The sequence below is a fragment of the Arsenicicoccus dermatophilus genome (assembly GCF_022568795.1).
Classification (GTDB): Bacteria; Actinomycetota; Actinomycetes; order Actinomycetales; family Dermatophilaceae; genus Arsenicicoccus; species Arsenicicoccus dermatophilus.
Genome location: NZ_JAKZHU010000001.1, coordinates 1,892,186 through 1,908,403, shown reverse-complemented (window position 1 = coordinate 1,908,403; position 16,218 = coordinate 1,892,186). Strand labels below are relative to the sequence as shown.

The 16,218-nt window shown below is 74.1% G+C and carries 11 protein-coding genes and 3 pseudogenes; 13 read left to right on the top strand and 1 reads right to left on the bottom strand.

Annotated elements, in window-relative coordinates; all coding sequences use genetic code 11:
- Window positions 1-142: 142 nt before the first annotated feature.
- The 8 genes and pseudogenes from carA (at window position 143) to metK (ending at window position 9,473) form a co-directional block, all read left to right on the top strand.
- Window positions 143-1,267 carry a glutamine-hydrolyzing carbamoyl-phosphate synthase small subunit gene (carA, locus tag MM438_RS08870; RefSeq protein WP_241453407.1) on the top strand — a complete coding sequence of 375 codons (1,125 nt, stop codon included), beginning with the start codon at window positions 143-145 and terminating at the stop codon, window positions 1,265-1,267.
- Complete coding sequence (carB, locus tag MM438_RS08865; RefSeq protein ID WP_241452103.1) at window positions 1,267-4,578, top strand: carbamoyl-phosphate synthase large subunit; 3,312 nt, start codon at window positions 1,267-1,269, stop codon at window positions 4,576-4,578. The genes carA and carB overlap by 1 nt, the downstream gene beginning before the upstream one ends.
- A gap of 58 nt (window positions 4,579-4,636) precedes the next feature.
- Entirely contained in the window at window positions 4,637-5,500 is an 864-nt protein-coding gene (pyrF, locus tag MM438_RS08860; RefSeq protein ID WP_241452102.1) for an orotidine-5'-phosphate decarboxylase, read from the top strand.
- A 215-nt stretch (window positions 5,501-5,715) separates the two neighbouring features.
- Window positions 5,716-6,030: an integration host factor, actinobacterial type gene (gene mihF / locus MM438_RS08855; RefSeq protein ID WP_241452101.1), complete on the top strand. Its 315-nt coding sequence runs from the start codon at window positions 5,716-5,718 to the stop codon at window positions 6,028-6,030.
- Between the two features lie 5 nt (window positions 6,031-6,035).
- Window positions 6,036-6,652, top strand: a pseudogene (gene gmk / locus MM438_RS08850) (guanylate kinase).
- Window positions 6,653-6,654: 2 nt separating this feature from the next.
- The gene (gene rpoZ, locus MM438_RS08845; RefSeq protein ID WP_241452100.1) at window positions 6,655-6,918 is read left to right on the top strand and encodes a DNA-directed RNA polymerase subunit omega; all 264 of its coding nucleotides are present in this window, start codon (window positions 6,655-6,657) and stop codon (window positions 6,916-6,918) included.
- Between the two features lie 6 nt (window positions 6,919-6,924).
- Entirely contained in the window at window positions 6,925-8,208 is a 1,284-nt protein-coding gene (coaBC, locus tag MM438_RS08840; RefSeq protein ID WP_241452099.1) for a bifunctional phosphopantothenoylcysteine decarboxylase/phosphopantothenate--cysteine ligase CoaBC, read from the top strand.
- 65 nt (window positions 8,209-8,273) lie between these two features.
- Window positions 8,274-9,473 carry a methionine adenosyltransferase gene (gene metK, locus MM438_RS08835; protein ID WP_241452098.1) on the top strand — a complete coding sequence of 400 codons (1,200 nt, stop codon included), beginning with the start codon at window positions 8,274-8,276 and terminating at the stop codon, window positions 9,471-9,473.
- A 78-nt stretch (window positions 9,474-9,551) separates the two neighbouring features.
- On the opposite strand, the gene MM438_RS08830 is transcribed toward metK, so the two are convergent.
- A complete protein-coding gene (locus tag MM438_RS08830; RefSeq protein WP_241452097.1) occupies window positions 9,552-10,196 on the bottom strand; it encodes a GNAT family N-acetyltransferase in 645 nt (214 codons plus the stop codon).
- Window positions 10,197-10,234: 38 nt separating this feature from the next.
- Here MM438_RS08830 and MM438_RS08825 point away from each other — a divergent pair, with 38 nt between their 5' ends.
- The 5 genes and pseudogenes from MM438_RS08825 (at window position 10,235) to MM438_RS08805 (ending at window position 16,101) form a co-directional block, all read left to right on the top strand.
- On the top strand, window positions 10,235-12,370 hold the full coding sequence (locus MM438_RS08825) for a primosomal protein N' family DNA-binding protein (RefSeq protein ID WP_241452096.1): 2,136 nt from the start codon (window positions 10,235-10,237) through the stop codon (window positions 12,368-12,370).
- Window positions 12,371-12,398: 28 nt separating this feature from the next.
- Window positions 12,399-13,040, top strand: a complete 642-nt coding sequence (locus MM438_RS08820) for an HAD-IA family hydrolase (RefSeq protein ID WP_241452095.1) — start codon at window positions 12,399-12,401, stop codon at window positions 13,038-13,040.
- A 46-nt stretch (window positions 13,041-13,086) separates the two neighbouring features.
- Window positions 13,087-13,660, top strand: a pseudogene (def, locus tag MM438_RS16925) (peptide deformylase).
- A 10-nt stretch (window positions 13,661-13,670) separates the two neighbouring features.
- Window positions 13,671-14,597 (top strand): methionyl-tRNA formyltransferase, encoded by a 927-nt coding sequence (gene fmt / locus MM438_RS08810; RefSeq protein ID WP_241452094.1) that lies wholly within the window; start codon window positions 13,671-13,673, stop codon window positions 14,595-14,597.
- A pseudogene (locus MM438_RS08805) lies at window positions 14,594-16,101 on the top strand (RsmB/NOP family class I SAM-dependent RNA methyltransferase). Before fmt ends, MM438_RS08805 begins: the two are co-directional and overlap by 4 nt.
- Window positions 16,102-16,218 lie beyond the last annotated feature (117 nt).

The window sequence follows — 16,218 nt, the reverse complement described above, 5'->3', positions numbered from 1 at the left end:
AGCGAGGGCCCGTCGGCATACGGCCGCAGGCCTGACCGCCAGCAGCCGACGAGCGGAGCCGCCCGTGAGCCAGTCATCTCCCAGCCAGCCGCGTCCGGTCGCCCCACCCGGCCCGCGTCGCCTCACCGACCGGCTCCCGGCCCTGCTGGTCCTGGAGGACGGTCGCACCTTCCGCGGGCGGTCCTACGGCGCGGTCGGACGCACGGTGGGGGAGGTGGTCTTCGCCACCGGCACGACCGGCTACCAGGAGACGCTGACCGACCCGTCGTACCACCGCCAGGTCGTGGTGATGACCGCACCGCACGTGGGCAACACCGGGGTCAACGGCGAGGACGACGAGTCGAGCCGGATCTGGGTGGCGGGGTTCGTGGTCCGCGACCCTGCGCCGCGGTCGTCGAGCTGGCGCGCCACGGGTGAGCTGGAGGACCGGCTGGAGCTCGAGGGCGTCGTCGGCATCTGCGACGTGGACACCCGCGCCCTGACCCGGCACCTGCGCGAGCGCGGCACCATGCGGGCGGGGATCGTCTCCGGCGCCGAGGCGGCCCGGCCCGAGGACGAGCTGCGCGCCGAGGTGGTGCGCCACCCGGCGATGGCCGGCTCCGCGCTGGCGGGCGAGGTGACCACGAGCGAGCCGTACGTCGTGCGGGCGCACGGCGATCCGATCGGCCGGGTCGCCGCGGTCGACCTGGGCATCAAGGGGACGACCCCGCGCCGTCTGGCCGAGCGGGGCCTGGAGGTGCACGTCCTGCCCGCCTCGTCGACCTTCGCGGACGTGCAGGCGGTGCGGCCCGACGCGGTGTTCCTGTCCAACGGGCCGGGCGACCCGGCGACCGCCGAGCACCAGGTGGCCCTGCTGCGCCAGGTGCTGGACGCGCGGATCCCCTTCTTCGGCATCTGCTTCGGCAACCAGATCCTCGGCCGAGCGCTGGGGCTGGGCACCTACAAGCTGCGCTACGGCCACCGGGGGATCAACCAGCCGGTGATGGACCTGAGCACCGGCAAGGTCGAGATCACCGCGCAGAACCACGGTTTCGCGGTGGACGCCCCGATCGGGGAGGAGCTGCGGACGCCCTACGGCCGGGCCCGCGTGTCCCACGTCGGGCTCAACGACCAGGTGGTCGAGGGGCTGGAGTGCCTGGACGTGCCGGCCTTCTCGGTGCAGTACCACCCCGAGGCCGCCGCCGGTCCGCACGACGCGGCCTACCTCTTCGACCGCTTCGTCGCGCTGATCCGTGACACCCAGACCGGCAAGGACGGTGCCCGCTGATGCCCCGCAACCCCGACATCACCAGCGTGCTGGTCATCGGCTCCGGGCCGATCGTCATCGGCCAGGCCTGCGAGTTCGACTACTCGGGCACCCAGGCCTGCCGGGTGCTGCGCGAGGAGGGGATCCGGGTGGTCCTGGTCAACTCCAACCCCGCGACGATCATGACCGACCCGGAGTTCGCGGACGCGACCTACGTCGAGCCGATCACCCCCGAGGTCGTCGAGGCGATCATCGCCAAGGAGCGACCCGACGCGATGCTCGCCACCCTCGGCGGGCAGACGGCGCTCACCTGCGCGATGGCCCTGCACGACCGCGGCGTCCTGGAGCGCTACGGCTGCCCGCTGATCGGCGCCGACGTCGAGGCGATCCGGCTGGGGGAGGACCGGGAGCGGTTCAAGGGCGTGGTGGCGCGCTGCGGCGCCGAGTCGGCACGCTCCACGATCTGCGGCTCGATGGACGAGTGTCTCGCCGCGGCAGCCGATCTCGGCTATCCGGTCGTGGTCCGCCCGTCGTTCACCATGGGCGGTCTCGGGTCCGGCTTCGCGTACGACGAGCAGGACCTGCGCCGCATCGCCGGGGCCGGGCTGTTCGCCTCGCCCACCAGCGAGGTGCTCCTGGAGGAGTCGATCCTGGGGTGGAAGGAGTACGAGCTGGAGGTGATGCGCGACCACGCCGACAACGTCGTGGTGGTCTGCTCGATCGAGAACCTCGACCCGATGGGCGTGCACACGGGCGACTCGATCACCGTGGCGCCGGCGCAGACGCTGACCGACCGGGAGTACCAGCGGCTGCGGGACATCGGCATCGCCGTCATCCGCGAGGTCGGCGTGGACACCGGCGGGTGCAACATCCAGTTCGCCGTCAACCCGCAGGACGGTCGGGTCATCGTCGTCGAGATGAATCCGCGCGTCTCGCGCTCCTCCGCCCTGGCGTCCAAGGCCACCGGCTTCCCGATCGCCAAGATCGCCGCCCGGATGGCGATCGGCTACACCCTGGACGAGGTGCCCAACGACATCACCCAGGTGACGCCGGCCGCCTTCGAACCGACCCTGGACTACGTCGTGGTCAAGGTGCCGCGCTTCGCCTTCGAGAAGTTCCCCGCGGCCGACCCGACCCTCACCACGACGATGAAGTCGGTGGGGGAGACCATGGCCATCGGCCGGTGCTTCACCGAGGCCCTGCAGAAGGCCCTGCGCTCCCTGGAGCGGGCCGACGCGGCCTTCCACTGGCGCGGGGAGCGGCCCGGGCGCGCCGAGGGCGCGGCCTGGCTGGAGCAGGCCCGGACGCCCACGGACGGGCGGATCCTGCTGGTCCAGCAGGCGATCCGTGCGGGCATGACGGTCGAGGAGGTGCATGAGGCGACCCGGATCGACCCGTGGTTCCTGGACCAGGTCGCCCTGATCGACGAGGTCGCGCGGGCGGTTGAGGGGGCGCAGACCCTCACCCCGGAGCTGTTGCGCCTGGCCAAGCGGCACGGCTTCGGCGACGCCCAGCTGGCGCAGCTCACGGGGATGAGCGAGCCCGTCGTGCGGGGGGTCCGGCAGGCCCTCGGGGTGCGGCCGGTCTACAAGACCGTGGACACCTGCGCCGCGGAGTTCGCGGCGAGCACGCCCTACTACTACTCGTCCTACGACGAGGAGACCGAGGTGCTCCCGCGCGAGCGTCCGGCGGTGCTCATCCTGGGCTCGGGGCCCAACCGGATCGGTCAGGGCGTGGAGTTCGACTACTCCTGCGTCCACGCGAGCTTCGCGCTGCGCGACCAGGGCTTCGACACGGTGATGGTCAACTGCAACCCGGAGACGGTCTCCACGGACTACGACACCAGCAGCCGGCTCTACGTCGAGCCGCTGACCCTCGAGGACGTGCTGGAGGTGTATGCCGCGGAGCGGGCGGCCGGTCCGGTCGCGGGTGTGGTGGTGCAGCTCGGCGGGCAGACGCCGCTCGGCCTGGCGCAGTCGCTCAAGGACGAGGGTCTCCCGGTGGTCGGCACCTCCCCCGAGGCGATCCACCTGGCCGAGGACCGCGGCGCCTTCGGGCGGGTGCTGCACGAGGCGGGGCTGCCGGCCCCGCGGTTCGGGACGGCCTGCTCCGCGCAGGAGGCGCTCGACGTCGCCCGCGAGATCGGCTACCCGGTGCTGGTCCGTCCGTCGTACGTGCTCGGCGGCCGGGGCATGCAGATCGTCTACGACGACCGGACCCTGACGGACTACGTCACCCAGGCCGCGCTCGCGGGACCGGACCGTCCGATCCTGGTGGACCGCTTCCTCGACGACGCCGTCGAGATCGACGTGGACGTGCTCCACGACGGCCAGGAGATGTACGTCGGCGCGATCATGGAGCACATCGAGGAGGCCGGCATCCACTCCGGGGACTCCGCGTGCGTGCTGCCGCCGATGACCCTGGGCCGCGCCGAGATCGACCGGGTCCGCGAGTCCACCCGTCGCCTGGCCGAGGGGATCGGGGTGCGGGGCTTGATGAACGTGCAGTTCGCGCTGGCCCAGGACATCCTCTACGTCCTGGAGGCCAACCCGCGGGCGTCCCGCACGGTGCCCTTCGTCGCCAAGGCGACGGGCGTCCCGATCGCCAAGGCCGCGGCGCGGATCATGCTGGGCGCCACCATCGCCGAGCTGCGGGCCGAGGGGCTGCTGCCGCGCGAGGGCGACGGGGCGACGCTGCCGATAGAGGCCGGCACCGCGGTCAAGGAGGCGGTGCTGCCGTTCAAGCGCTTCGTCACCCGCGAGGGGGAGTTCGTGGACACCATCCTCGGGCCGGAGATGCGCTCCACGGGTGAGGTCATGGGCCTGGCGGACGACTTCGGGACGGCCTTCGCCAAGGCCCAGCTGGGAGCCTTCGGCGGGCTGCCGGACTCCGGGACGGTGTTCGTCTCCGTCGCCGACCGGCACAAGCGGGCGATGATCTTCCCCTGCAAGCGGCTGTCGGACCTGGGATTCCGGATCCTCGCGACCGAGGGCACGGCGGACGTGCTGCGACGCAACGGGGTCCGGGCAGAGGCGGTGCGCAAGCACTCCGCGGGACCGGGGTCGCAGGGCGAGCCGACGGTCGTCGACCTGATCCTCGCCGGGCAGGTCGACATGGTCGTCAACACCCCCTCCGGCCAGAAGGCCCGGGCCGACGGCTACGCCATCCGCACCGCCACGACGGGGATGGACAAGCCGATCATCACCACGGTGCAGCAGCTGGCCGCGGCGGTCCAGGGCATCGAGTCGCTGCGGGCGGCCCCGCTCGCGGTGCTGTCGCTGCAGGAGCATGCGGCCCGGCTCGCCGAGCACGAGGCGCACGCGGCAGACTGAGCCGCCGCCTCGGACGGCATACCGCCGCCCGATCCCCACCCGCATCCCAGGAGACCTGATGACCGCGACCTTCGGAGCCCGGCTGCGCGCCGCCATGGACGAGCACGGACCCCTGTGCGTGGGCATCGACCCGCACCGGGCCCTGGTCGAGTCCTGGGGCCTGACCTACGACCTCGCCGGGGTCGAGCGCTTCGCGCTGACCTGCGTCGAGGCCTTCGGCGGGCAGGTCGCGGCGGTCAAGCCGCAGTCGGCCTTCTTCGAGGTCTTCGGCTCGCGCGGGGTGGCCCTGCTCGAGCGGGTGTGCGCCGGGCTGCGGGAGGCGGGCACCCTGACGGTGCTGGACGTCAAGCGTGGAGACATCGGCTCGACGATGACGGCGTACGCCGAGGCCTTCCTCGGCTCCGACGCGCCCGAGGCGGTCGACGCGATCACCGTGTCGCCCTACCTCGGCTACGGCTCGCTGCGACCGGTGCTGGACCTGGCCGCCCGGACCCGGCGCGGGGTCTTCGTCCTCGCGCTCACCTCCAACCCCGAGGGCGCCTCGGTCCAGCACGCCCGCACGACGGGAGCCGGCTCGGTGGCGGGGGAGATGGTGGCCGGGGCCGCGGCCGACAACGCCGAGGCTCGCGCCTGCGGCGAGCTCGGCTCCGTGGGGCTGGTCGTCGGCGCCACGGTGGGTTCGGCGGTGACCGACCTCGGTCTGGACCTGGCGGCCACGGGCGGTCCGTTGCTCGCCCCGGGGGTGGGCGCTCAGGGCGGCACAGCGCAGTCCCTGCGGGAGGTCTTCGGCCCCGCGCTGGGCCAGGTGCTGCCCTCGAGCTCGCGCGAGGTGCTGGCCTGTGGGCCGGACGCGGGAGCGCTGCGGCGCACGGTGACGATGACTGGTTCTCGTATGCGGGAGCTGCTGAGCAAGGATCACTGAACGTCGATGGCTATGCCCCGTACGGCGGTGATGACTAGTCTGTTATGACCCAATTCGTCCCAAGTGGAACCTTCAACGCACTAGGGTCGTCTGGACGCCCGGAGGGTGGCGGATCACCCGTTGCCCCCCGGTCGCGTCCCGTAGATACGTTGTCCGCACGCCTAGCCAGTCCGGCGCCCCCTCCTGGGTGCCGGCACTACCTCAAGGAGACCCCCGTGGCTCTGCCTACCCTCACCCCCGAGCAGCGAGCCGAGGCCCTGGAGAAGGCCGCCGTCGCACGCCGTGAGCGTGCCGCGGTCAAGAACCAGCTGAAGTACGGCCAGGGATCCCTGCGCTCCGTGCTCGACCAGGGCAAGACCAACGACGTGATCGGGAAGATGAAGGTCTACGTGCTCCTGGAGTCGCTGCCGGGAGTGGGTCAGGTCCGCGCCCGGCAGATCATGGAGGATGTGGGTATCTCGCGCACCCGCCGCGTCCGTGGTCTGGGCGCCAATCAGATCGCCGCGCTCCTCGCGCGCTTCGAGGGCTGATCGACATGGCGCAGGACACCAGCGCGGGCGTCGCCGGGCACCCTGCCGGACCGACGTCGCGGCTGGTGGTCCTCGCCGGGCCCACCGCGGTGGGCAAGGGCACGGTCGCGGCCTACGTTCGGGAGCACCACCCCGAGGTGTGGCTCTCGGTGTCGGCCACGACTCGCCCGCCCCGCCCGGGCGAGATCGACGGGGTGCACTACCACTTCATCACGCGCGAGGACTTCCTGCGACGCCGTGAGGCGGGGGACTTCCTGGAGTGGGCCACGGTGCACGGCACCAACGACTACGCCACCCCCGGGGTCCGGTGGAGCAGGTGCTGGCCGAGGGCCGTCCGGCGCTGCTGGAGATCGACCTGCAGGGCGCGCGGCAGGTGCGTCGGACCATGCCCGAGGCGCTGTTCGTCTTCCTGGCCCCACCCAGCTGGGAGGAGCTGGTCCGCCGGCTCGTCGGCAGGGGGACCGAGGACGAGGCCGAGCGGGCCCGACGCCTGACCACGGCCCGGGCCGAGCTGGCGGCGCAGGAGGAGTTCGACGTGACCATCGTCAACGACGATGTTCGCCGCGCGGCGGAGGAACTCGTATCATTGATGAGATCTGACCTCCAACCGAAGCGAGACTGACTGTGCCTGGCACCGTTGCTGCCCCCATCGGGATCACCAACCCCCCGATCGACGACCTCCTGGAGATCGCCGACTCGAAGTACGCGCTGGTCATCTACTCGGCCAAGCGCGCCCGGCAGATCAACGCCTACTACTCGCAGCTGTCCGAGGGCCTCCTGGAGTACGTTGGGCCCCTGGTCGAGACGCAGGTCCACGAGAAGCCCCTGTCGATCGCGCTCCGCGAGATCAACGAGGGTCTGCTGACCTCCGAGCCCACCGAGGGCTGATCCCCCGTGGCCCCCCAGGCCTCGCACCGCCCCCGTCACGTCGTCATCGGCGTCGGCGGGGGCATCGCTGCGTTCAAGGCCGCGTCCCTGGTGCGCCGGTTCACCGAGAGCGGGGACGACGTCACGGTGGTGCCGACCGAGGCAGCCCTGCGGTTCGTGGGCGAGCCGACCTGGTCGGCCCTGTCCGGCAAGCCGGTCACCGCCGAGGTCTTCGACGGGGTCGAGCAGGTCCGCCACGTCGCTCTCGGGCAGGGGGCCGACCTCGTCGTCGTCGCCCCGTGCACCGCCGACCTCCTGGCCAGGGCCGCGTGCGGGCTCGCCGACGACCTGCTCACCAACGTCCTGCTCACCGCCCGCTGCCCGGTCGTGCTCGCCCCCGCCATGCACACCGAGATGTGGCAGCACCCGGCCACCGTCGCCAACGTCGCCACCCTCCGGTCGCGCGGCGTCCACGTGATCGACCCCGCGTCCGGACGCCTGACCGGCAAGGACACCGGGCCGGGCCGGCTGCCCGAGCCCGAGCAGATCCACGCCGCGTGCCTGGAGGTGCTGACGTCCGCCCAGGGCGAGGCCCGCGCGGCTCGCCACGACCTCGCCGGCGTCCGCGTGCTCGTGACCGCGGGCGGCACCCGGGAGGCGCTCGACCCCGTGCGCTACCTCGGCAACCGGTCCAGCGGCAAGCAGGGCGTCGCCCTGGCCCGCGCCGCGGCCGACCGCGGGGCCCGGGTGACCCTCGTCGTCGGTGCCGTGGAGACGCCGCTGCCCGACGACCCGGCGATCGTCCTGCACCGCATCGAGTCCGCCCGCGAGCTGCAGGAGCGGGTCGACGTGCTCGCCGCGGAGGTGGACGTGGTGATCATGGCCGCCGCGGTCGCGGACTTCCGTCCGGCGAGCGTGGCGGACCACAAGATCAAGAAGTCGCACACCACCGCGGACGACGACACCGCCCCCACGATCGAGCTGGTGCGCAACCCCGACATCCTGCGCGGACTCGTGGAGGGACGCGACGCCGCCGGACGCACGCGACCGCTGCTGGTGGGCTTCGCCGCCGAGACCGGCGACGCCGAGCACGGCGTCCTGGAGCTCGGGCAGGACAAGCTGCGCCGCAAGGGCTGCGACCTGCTCGTCGTCAACCAGGTGGGGGTCGGCGTGACCTTCGGGCAGGACCACAACACCGTCACCGTCCTGCGTCGCGACGGCGGCGAGCCGCGCACCACCGGGCCGGCCGACAAGGGGATCGTCTCGCACGCCGTCCTGGACGCCGTGGTCGAGGCGCTGGCGATAGACTGAGCAACCCTGCCCGGGCCTCGGCTCGCAGGTCACTCGAGCCATCACCACAGCACAGGAGCACAGCCGTGTCGCGTCTGTTCACGTCCGAGTCCGTGACCGAGGGTCACCCCGACAAGATCTGCGACCAGATCTCCGACTCGATCCTGGACGCGATGCTCGCGCAGGACGCCCACTCCCGCGTGGCCGTGGAGACGATGGTCACGACCGGTCTGGTGCACGTCGCGGGCGAGGTGACGACCAGCGGCTACGTCGACATCCCGCACATCGTGCGCGAGACGGTGCTGGGGATCGGTTACGACAGCTCCACCAAGGGCTTCGACGGCGCGTCCTGCGGTGTGGAGATCTCCATCGGGCAGCAGAGCCCGGACATCGCGCAGGGCGTGGACACCGCCGTCGAGTCGCGCACCGGTGCCGTCGACGCGATGGACAAGCAGGGCGCCGGCGACCAGGGACTGATGTTCGGCTACGCCTGCGAGGACACCCCCGACCTGATGCCGCTGCCGATCCACCTGGCCCACCGCCTCGCCGAGCGGCTGACCGCGGTCCGCAAGGACGGGACGCTGCCCTACCTGCGTCCCGACGGCAAGACCCAGGTGACCATCGGCTACGACGGGGACCGGGCGGTCCGCCTGGACACCGTGGTCGTCTCCAGCCAGCACGCGGGCGACGTCTCCCTGAGCGGGTTGCTGGAGCCCGACGTGGTCGCCCACGTGATCACCCCCGTCCTCGCCGAGCACGCGCCGACGCTGGACTCGACGGACTTCCGGGTGCTGGTCAACCCCACCGGTCGCTTCGAGATCGGCGGGCCCATGGGCGACGCCGGCCTGACCGGCCGCAAGATCATCGTGGACACCTACGGCGGGATGGCCCGCCACGGCGGAGGCGCCTTCTCCGGCAAGGACCCCTCCAAGGTCGACCGGTCGGCGGCCTACGCCACCCGCTGGGTCGCCAAGAACCTCGTGGCCGCCGGTCTGGCCGGACGGTGCGAGATCCAGGTCGCCTATGCCATCGGCAAGGCCCAGCCGGTCGGGCTCTACCTCGAGACCTTCGGCACCGAGAAGGCCCCGCTGGACGTGCTGCAGCGTGCCATCGACGAGACCTTCGACCTGCGCCCGGCCGCGATCATCGAGGAGCTCGACCTGCTCCGTCCGATCTACGCCACCACCGCGGCCTACGGCCACTTCGGTCGCTCGGGTGCCGAGGGCACCTTCCCCTGGGAGCGCACCGACCGCGTGGAGCAGCTGCAGCGCGCGGCGCACCGCTGAGGGGCCGCTGCCCACGAGGCGGTATGCCGGTCGGCGCCCGGGGTCACCCCCGGGCGCCGACCGGCATACCGGGGCCGCTCAGGAGGGCTGACGCAGCATGCACCGGGCGTGCAGGTCGCCGTCGTGCAGATGCCCGACGACCTCGAAGCCGTGCCGGGCGTAGAACCGCACGTTCTCCTCGCGATGGGTCTCCAGGTAGCCGGGCGTGCTCGTCGCGTCGAGGCGGCCCAGACCGTCCCGGAGCAGGGCCGAGCCGACGCCCTGGCCCTGGACGCGAGGGAGGACCCCGAGGGCGTGCAGGTGGACGTGCCGCGCCGGCGCGAGCTCCTCGTGCAGCCGCTCGTGCCGGGCGTTCAGCCGGTGCAGCCGCACGATCGCGGGCAGCCCCACGGTCGGGACCAGCGGCGCCATGCCGGACCGGACCGCCAGCGGCACGGTGATCCGGTGGTGCGGCGCGGGCACCCAGGTCGCGATCCCCAGCAGCTCGCCCGTGCCGGGGTGCTGCGCGACCCGCACGGTGCCGTGGCGCCGGCCGTTGGCCAGGACCGTGGCGAAGACGTGGGGCAGACCTCGCAGGCGGCGCGCGCGGTGCCGCAGGGGATGGGCGAGGGAGGGATCGTCGGCGAAGGCCTCGGCGAGCAGCTGCCGCGCCGAAAGGGCTTGCGGGGTTTGCAGATCGGTGATGAGCACGTCCACGGACACCCAGTGTGCCAGGCGCGTCACCAGGGGTGTGTCGGGTGCCTGCGGTAGGAATGGGCCCCATGGAGGCGCAGGACGGGCAGGTCCCGGTGCAGGGCTCGGCGGCGGCGAGCACCGGTGAGCAGCTGTCCCTGCTGCGCGCCCACGTGCGGGGGGAGCGGACCCTGCCCGCGCGCGATGCCTCGCTGGCGCTGACGGACCCGGTGGCCGAGGTGCTCGTCGACGTGCCGCTGGCGCACCTGGACCGCCCGTTCGAGTACTCCGTGCCGGTCGAGATGGCCGACGCAGCGGTGCCGGGTGCGCGGGTGCGGGTGCGCTTCGCCGGGCAGGACGTCGACGGCTATGTCATCGCGCGCAAGGACCGGGCCGAGCACGCCGGGCGGCTGGCGTCGCTGCGGCGCGTCGTCAGCCCGGAGCCGGTGCTGACCCACGCGGTGCTGGCGACCTGCCGGGACGTGGCCCGGCGGTATGCCGGGACGGTGTCGGACGTCCTGCGGCTGGCGGTGCCCCCGCGGCACGCCGCCGCCGAGAAGGCCCTGACGGCCGCGCACCCGCAGGGGGCGGAGCCGGTGCGACCGCCCCGGCCCGAGCCCGGTGGGTGGGGCGCGCTGCGGGCGGGCGAGGCGCTGCTGCGGCACCTGGCCGAGGGAGGCACGCCCTTCGCCTGCTGGACGGCCACCCCGGCGGCGGCCGACCCGCTGCAGGACTGGCCGACGCTGCTCGCCGTCGCCGCCACCACCACCCTGTCGGCGGGGCGCGGGGTGATCCTCGTCGTCCCCGACCACCGGGACGTCGACCGGGTGGACGCGGCGCTGACGGCGGCGCTGGGCACGGGATCCCACGTCCGGCTGACCGCGGCCCAGGGTCCCCAGGCGAGGTACACGGCGTGGCTGAAGGTGCTGCGCGGGCACGTGCGCTGCGTGGTGGGGACGCGGGCGGCGATGTTCGCGCCCGTCCAGGACCTGGGGCTCGTGGCCTGGTGGGACGACGGCGACGACCTGCTCGTCGAGCCCCGAGCCCCCTACCCGCACGTGCGGGAGGTGCTGCTCGGGCGCGCGCGCCGGGAGGGGGCCGCCCTGGTCGCCGGGGCCTACGCCCGCTCCGCGGAGGTGCAGCAGCTCGTCGAGGACGGGGTCGTGGCGGTCGTGGCCGGGGACGGGCCGGCGCTGCGGCGGGCGGCGCCGCGGGTGCTCGTGGCCGGCGAGGGACCCGAGCCCGAGCGGGACCAGGCCGCCGCCGCGGCCCGGCTGCCGTCCGTGGCCTGGCGCACCGCCAAGACCGCGCTGGCCACCGGGCCGGTGCTGGTGCAGGTGCCGCGGCGCGGCTACGCGCCCTCGCTGGCCTGCCAGACCTGCCGGGCCCCCGCGCGCTGCCCGTCCTGCCACGGGCCCCTCGCCCTGGGGGGCCGGGACACCCCACCGCGGTGCCGCTGGTGCGGGACCGCGGTGACGGCCTTCGAGTGCCCCCGCTGCGAGGGGACCCGGCTGCGCGCGTCGGTGATCGGCGACCGGCGCACCGCCGACGAGCTGGGCCGGGCCTTCCCCGGGACGCGGGTGATCACGTCCGGGGCCGGCGAGGTGGTCGCGCGGGTCGAGGGTGGTCCGGCCCTGGTCGTCGCCACGCCCGGCGCCGAGCCGGTCGCCGAGGGCGGGTATGCCGCGGCACTGCTCCTCGACGCCTGGGCCAGCCTGGACCGCCCCGACCTGGACGCCCCGCTGGAGGCGCTGCGCCGGTGGCTCGGGGCGGCCGCCCTCGTGCGGGGGGCCGCTGCCGGTGGCGCCGTCGTCCTGTGCGGGGCGCCCACCGACGCGCCCCTCCCGCCCGTCGAGGCCCTGGTGCGCTGGGACCCCGGCTGGCTCGCCGCCCGCGAGCTGGCCGAGCGCCGGGAGCTGGCCCTGCCGCCCACCACCGTCATGGCCCGGGTCGACGCCGAGCGCCACGCTCTCGCCGACGCGATGACCGCGATCGGGCTGGGCGACGTGGTCGAGCGGCTCGGCCCGCTGCCTGCCCCGCCGCCGCCCGCCCGCGGGCCCCGCGCGCAGGAGCCGGCGCCACGGCACCGGATGCTGCTGCGCACCACCCCGGACCACGTGCTGGAGCTCACCGACGCGCTGCGGGCGATGCGCGCCACCCGGGCCGCGCGCAAGGAGCCCGAGCCGGTCCACGTCGTGGTCGACCCGCGCGACGGTCTCGTGTGAGAGCCCCGGACCGGCATACGGTGCAGGGGTGGACGAGCAGGTGAGGCGCAGGCGCACGAACGCGATGGTCTTCGACCTCGGGCAGGTCCTGGTGGCGCGGGACCCGCTGCCGGCGATCGCCGCCGGGGTGGGGGAGGAGCGCGCCCGGGCCTTCCTGGCCGACGGCGAGGTCTTCGCGACCTACCACCGCGACCTCGACCTGGGCGTGCCCGTCGAGCAGGCGCAGCAGCGCGCGATCAGCGCCCACCCGGGGTATGCCGACGAGATCCGTTCCTACGTCACGCACGTCGACCGGTCCCTGACCCACCAGATCGACGGCACGGTGCAGCTGCTGCGCGAGCTCTACGACGCGCGGGTGCCGCTGTTCGCCCTGACCAACTGGTCGGCCGAGCTGTTCGAGGCCCACGCCCGGCCCCGATTCCCCTTCCTGGCGGGCTTCCTCGACATCGTGGTGTCGGGCGCGGAGGGGGTCGTGAAGCCCGACCCCGCGATCTTCAGCGTGCTGGAGCAGCGGATGGGGATCCCGCTGACCGAGTGCTGCTACACCGACGACAGCCCGCGCAACGTCCTGGCCGGGCGGGCCTGCGGCCTGGACGCCATCACCTTCACCACGCCGGAGCGGCTGCGCGTCGATCTCGGCAGCCGCGGGGCGCCCGTCCGGCCCGCGTAGACTGACCCGAGCCAGCACCACCCCCCACCTCGAGGTCCCGCGCATCGTGTCAGTCATGGACATCCGCCTGTTCGGCGACCCGGTCCTGCGCACGCCCGCAGCCCCGGTCACCGACTTCGACGCCGAGCTGCGCGGTCTGGTCCAGGACCTGACCGACACCATGCTCGATGCCCCGGGCGCCGGGCTGGCCGCGCCCCAGCTGGGCGTGGGCCTGCGGGTGTTCACGTACGTCGTCGACGGGGTCGTCGGTCACCTCGTCAACCCCAGCCTGGACCTGTCCGAGGAGCAGCAGGAGGGCCCCGAGGGCTGCCTGTCGCTGCCCGGGCTGCAGCTTCCCACCCGCCGGGCGCTGCGCGTCGTCGACCGGGCAGGACATGCACGGGGAGCCGGTGCGGCTCGAGGGCAGCGAGCTGCTCGCGCGCATCGTCCAGCACGAGACCGACCACCTCGACGGCGTGCTCTTCATCGACCGGCTCGACCCCGAGCAGCGGCGTCTGGCGATGCGGGCGATCCGCGAGGCCGAGTGGTCCGGCCTCGCCACGCCCACCGTCAAGGTCAGCCCCCACCAGCAGCCCTCGCCGACCTCGCGGACCACCGCGGGCTCGGCCTTCGGACTCTAGGAGAGTCACCATGCGCGTCGTCTTCGCCGGCACCCCGGCCGTCGCCGTCCCGAGCCTGGAGGCGCTGCTGGGCTCGTCGCACGACGTGGTGGCCGTCCTCACCCGCCCCGACGCGCGGGCCGGACGCGGCCGCACGCTCGTGTCGTCCCCGGTGCGGCAGGCCGCCGAGGCGGCAGGCGTGCCCGTCCTCACGCCCACCTCGCTGCGCGCCCCCGAGGTCCAGCAGGCGCTGCGGGACCTCGCCCCCGACTGCTGCCCGGTCGTGGCCTACGGCACCCTCGTGCCACCCGAGGCGCTCGGCATACCGACCGCAGGGTGGGTCAACCTGCACTTCTCGCTGCTGCCCGCCTGGCGCGGCGCCGCCCCCGTGCAGCGCGCCGTCATGGCCGGCGACGAGATCACCGGCGCCACGACCTTCCTGCTCGAGGCGGGGCTGGACACCGGGCCCGTGCTCGGCCGGATGACCGAGGCCGTGCGCCCCGACGACACGAGCGGGGCGTTGCTGGAGAGGTTGGCCGTCGCCGGCTCCGGGCTGCTCGTGGAGACCCTCGACGCCATCGAGGCGCGCACCATCACGGCGGTGCCGCAGACCGAGGACGGCGTCTCCCACGCCCCCAAGATCACCGTCGACGACGCACGCGTGGACTGGGCACGACCGGCCTTCGCCGTGGACCGGCGGGTCCGCGGCTGCACGCCCGCGCCCGGCGCCTGGACGACCTTCCGCGGGGAGCGTCTCGGCCTCGGTGTCGTCTCCGTCGACCAGCGACCCGACCTGCGCGCCGGGGAGATCGAGGCCGGCAAGCGTGAGGTGTGGGTCGGCACCGCCACCGCCGCGGTGCGCCTGTCCACCGTGCGTCCCCAGGGCAAGAAGGAGATGGCCGCCGCCGACTGGGCACGGGGTGTGCGCATCACCGTCGAGGACGTGATGGGTCGATGAGCGGCGCACGTGACGACCGGGGCGGGCAGCGACCGCCGGAGCGAGGCGCGGACCGCCCGCGCGGGCCCCGAGGCCCACGGGCCCGCAGCGGCCAGCGCCCGGCGGAGCGCACCCGCACGGGCGACCCCGCACGGTTCACGGCATACACCGTCCTGCGCTCGGTCGACGAGGGCGGCTATGCCAACCTCGAGCTCCCGAGGCTGCTACGCGGCAGCGGCCTCCGGGGGCGCGACGCGGCCTTCGCCACGGAGCTGACGTATGGCGCGCTGCGCTGGCGCGGGCTCTACGACGCGATCGTCGTCGACGCCTCCGGTCGAGGCGTCGACGCGATCGACGCGCCCGTCCTGGACACCCTCCGCCTCGGAGCCCACCAGCTCCTCGGCATGCGGGTGCCCTCGCACGCCGCGGTGGGGGAGACCGTCGGCCTCGCCCGCGAGGTCAACGGTGCGGGCGCGGCGGGTTTCGTCAACGCCGTGCTGCGGCGGATCAGCGAGCGGACCCGTGAGGAGTGGCTCGCCCGGGTCGTGCCCCCGGGGGACGGACCGGACGCGCTGGCCGTGGCGCACTCGCACCCCGAGTGGGTCGTCCGCGGGCTGCGCAGCGCCCTCGTGGGTCACGGCGTCTGCGGGCCGGAGGACGTGGCCGGCGAGCTCGCCGCCCTGCTGCGCGCCGACAACGACCCGCCCGAGGTCACCCTCGTCGCCCGGCCGGGGCTCGTGTCGGTGGCCGATCTCGTCGACCTGGGCGCCCGCCCGGCTCCCGTCTCGCCCGTCGGGGCGGTGCTCCCCGCGGGCGACCCGGGCTCGTGGCACCGGTCCGGGACGGCCGGGCCGCGGTGCAGGACGAGGGATCCCAGCTGCTGGCGCTCGCCCTGGCGGCGGTGCCGGTGGACGGCGACGAGTACGACGAGGAGTGGCTCGACCTGTGCGCCGGCCCCGGCGGCAAGGCCGGGCTGCTGGCGGCGCTGTCGGTCGACCGAGCCTTCCTCACCGCCAACGAGATCAGTCCCCACCGCGCCGACCTGGTGGACCAGGCGCTGCGGGCTGCGCGGTCCGCCGGTGCCCGGGTCGAGGTGCGCGTCGGCGACGGGCGGGACGTGGGCGAGGACGAGCCGGGCCGCTACGACCGGGTCCTGGTCGACGCCCCGTGCACCGGCCTGGGGGCGCTGCGGCGGCGGCCGGACGCGCGCTGGCGACGCACCCCCGGCGACCTGGCCGACCTGGCCACCCTGCAGCGGCAGCTGCTCACGTCCGCGCTCGACGCCGCTCGACCGGGCGGGGTCGTCGGCTATGCGACCTGCAGCCCTCACGTCAACGAGACGGTGTATGCCGTGGCCGACGTCCTCAAGGGTCGCGACGACGTCGAGGTCCTCGACGCGCGCGACGCGGTCCAGGAGGTCGCGCCCGGCATCGAGCTGGCGGGGGAGGGGCCGCACGTGCAGCTGTGGCCGCACCGCAACGGCACCGACGGCATGTTCCTGGCCCTGCTGAGGCGACGCCCCTGAGGCCACCGGGCGGGGGTCTGGCTGCCGGGGCGGAAATTGACCCCCAACCAATCGCTAGGCATGCGGCGTCTCAGGGGTATGACAGCAGTTAGCCTCGCCCCCGAGTGCCGAACGTGG

Coding starts and splice junctions, on each gene's coding strand:
- pyrF (WP_241452102.1), top strand. CDS start 4,637: ATGACCGCGACCTTCGGAGCCCGGCTGCGCGCCGCCATGGACGAGCAC.
- carB (WP_241452103.1), top strand. CDS start 1,267: ATGCCCCGCAACCCCGACATCACCAGCGTGCTGGTCATCGGCTCCGGG.
- MM438_RS08825 (WP_241452096.1), top strand. CDS start 10,235: ATGGAGGCGCAGGACGGGCAGGTCCCGGTGCAGGGCTCGGCGGCGGCG.
- fmt (WP_241452094.1), top strand. CDS start 13,671: ATGCGCGTCGTCTTCGCCGGCACCCCGGCCGTCGCCGTCCCGAGCCTG.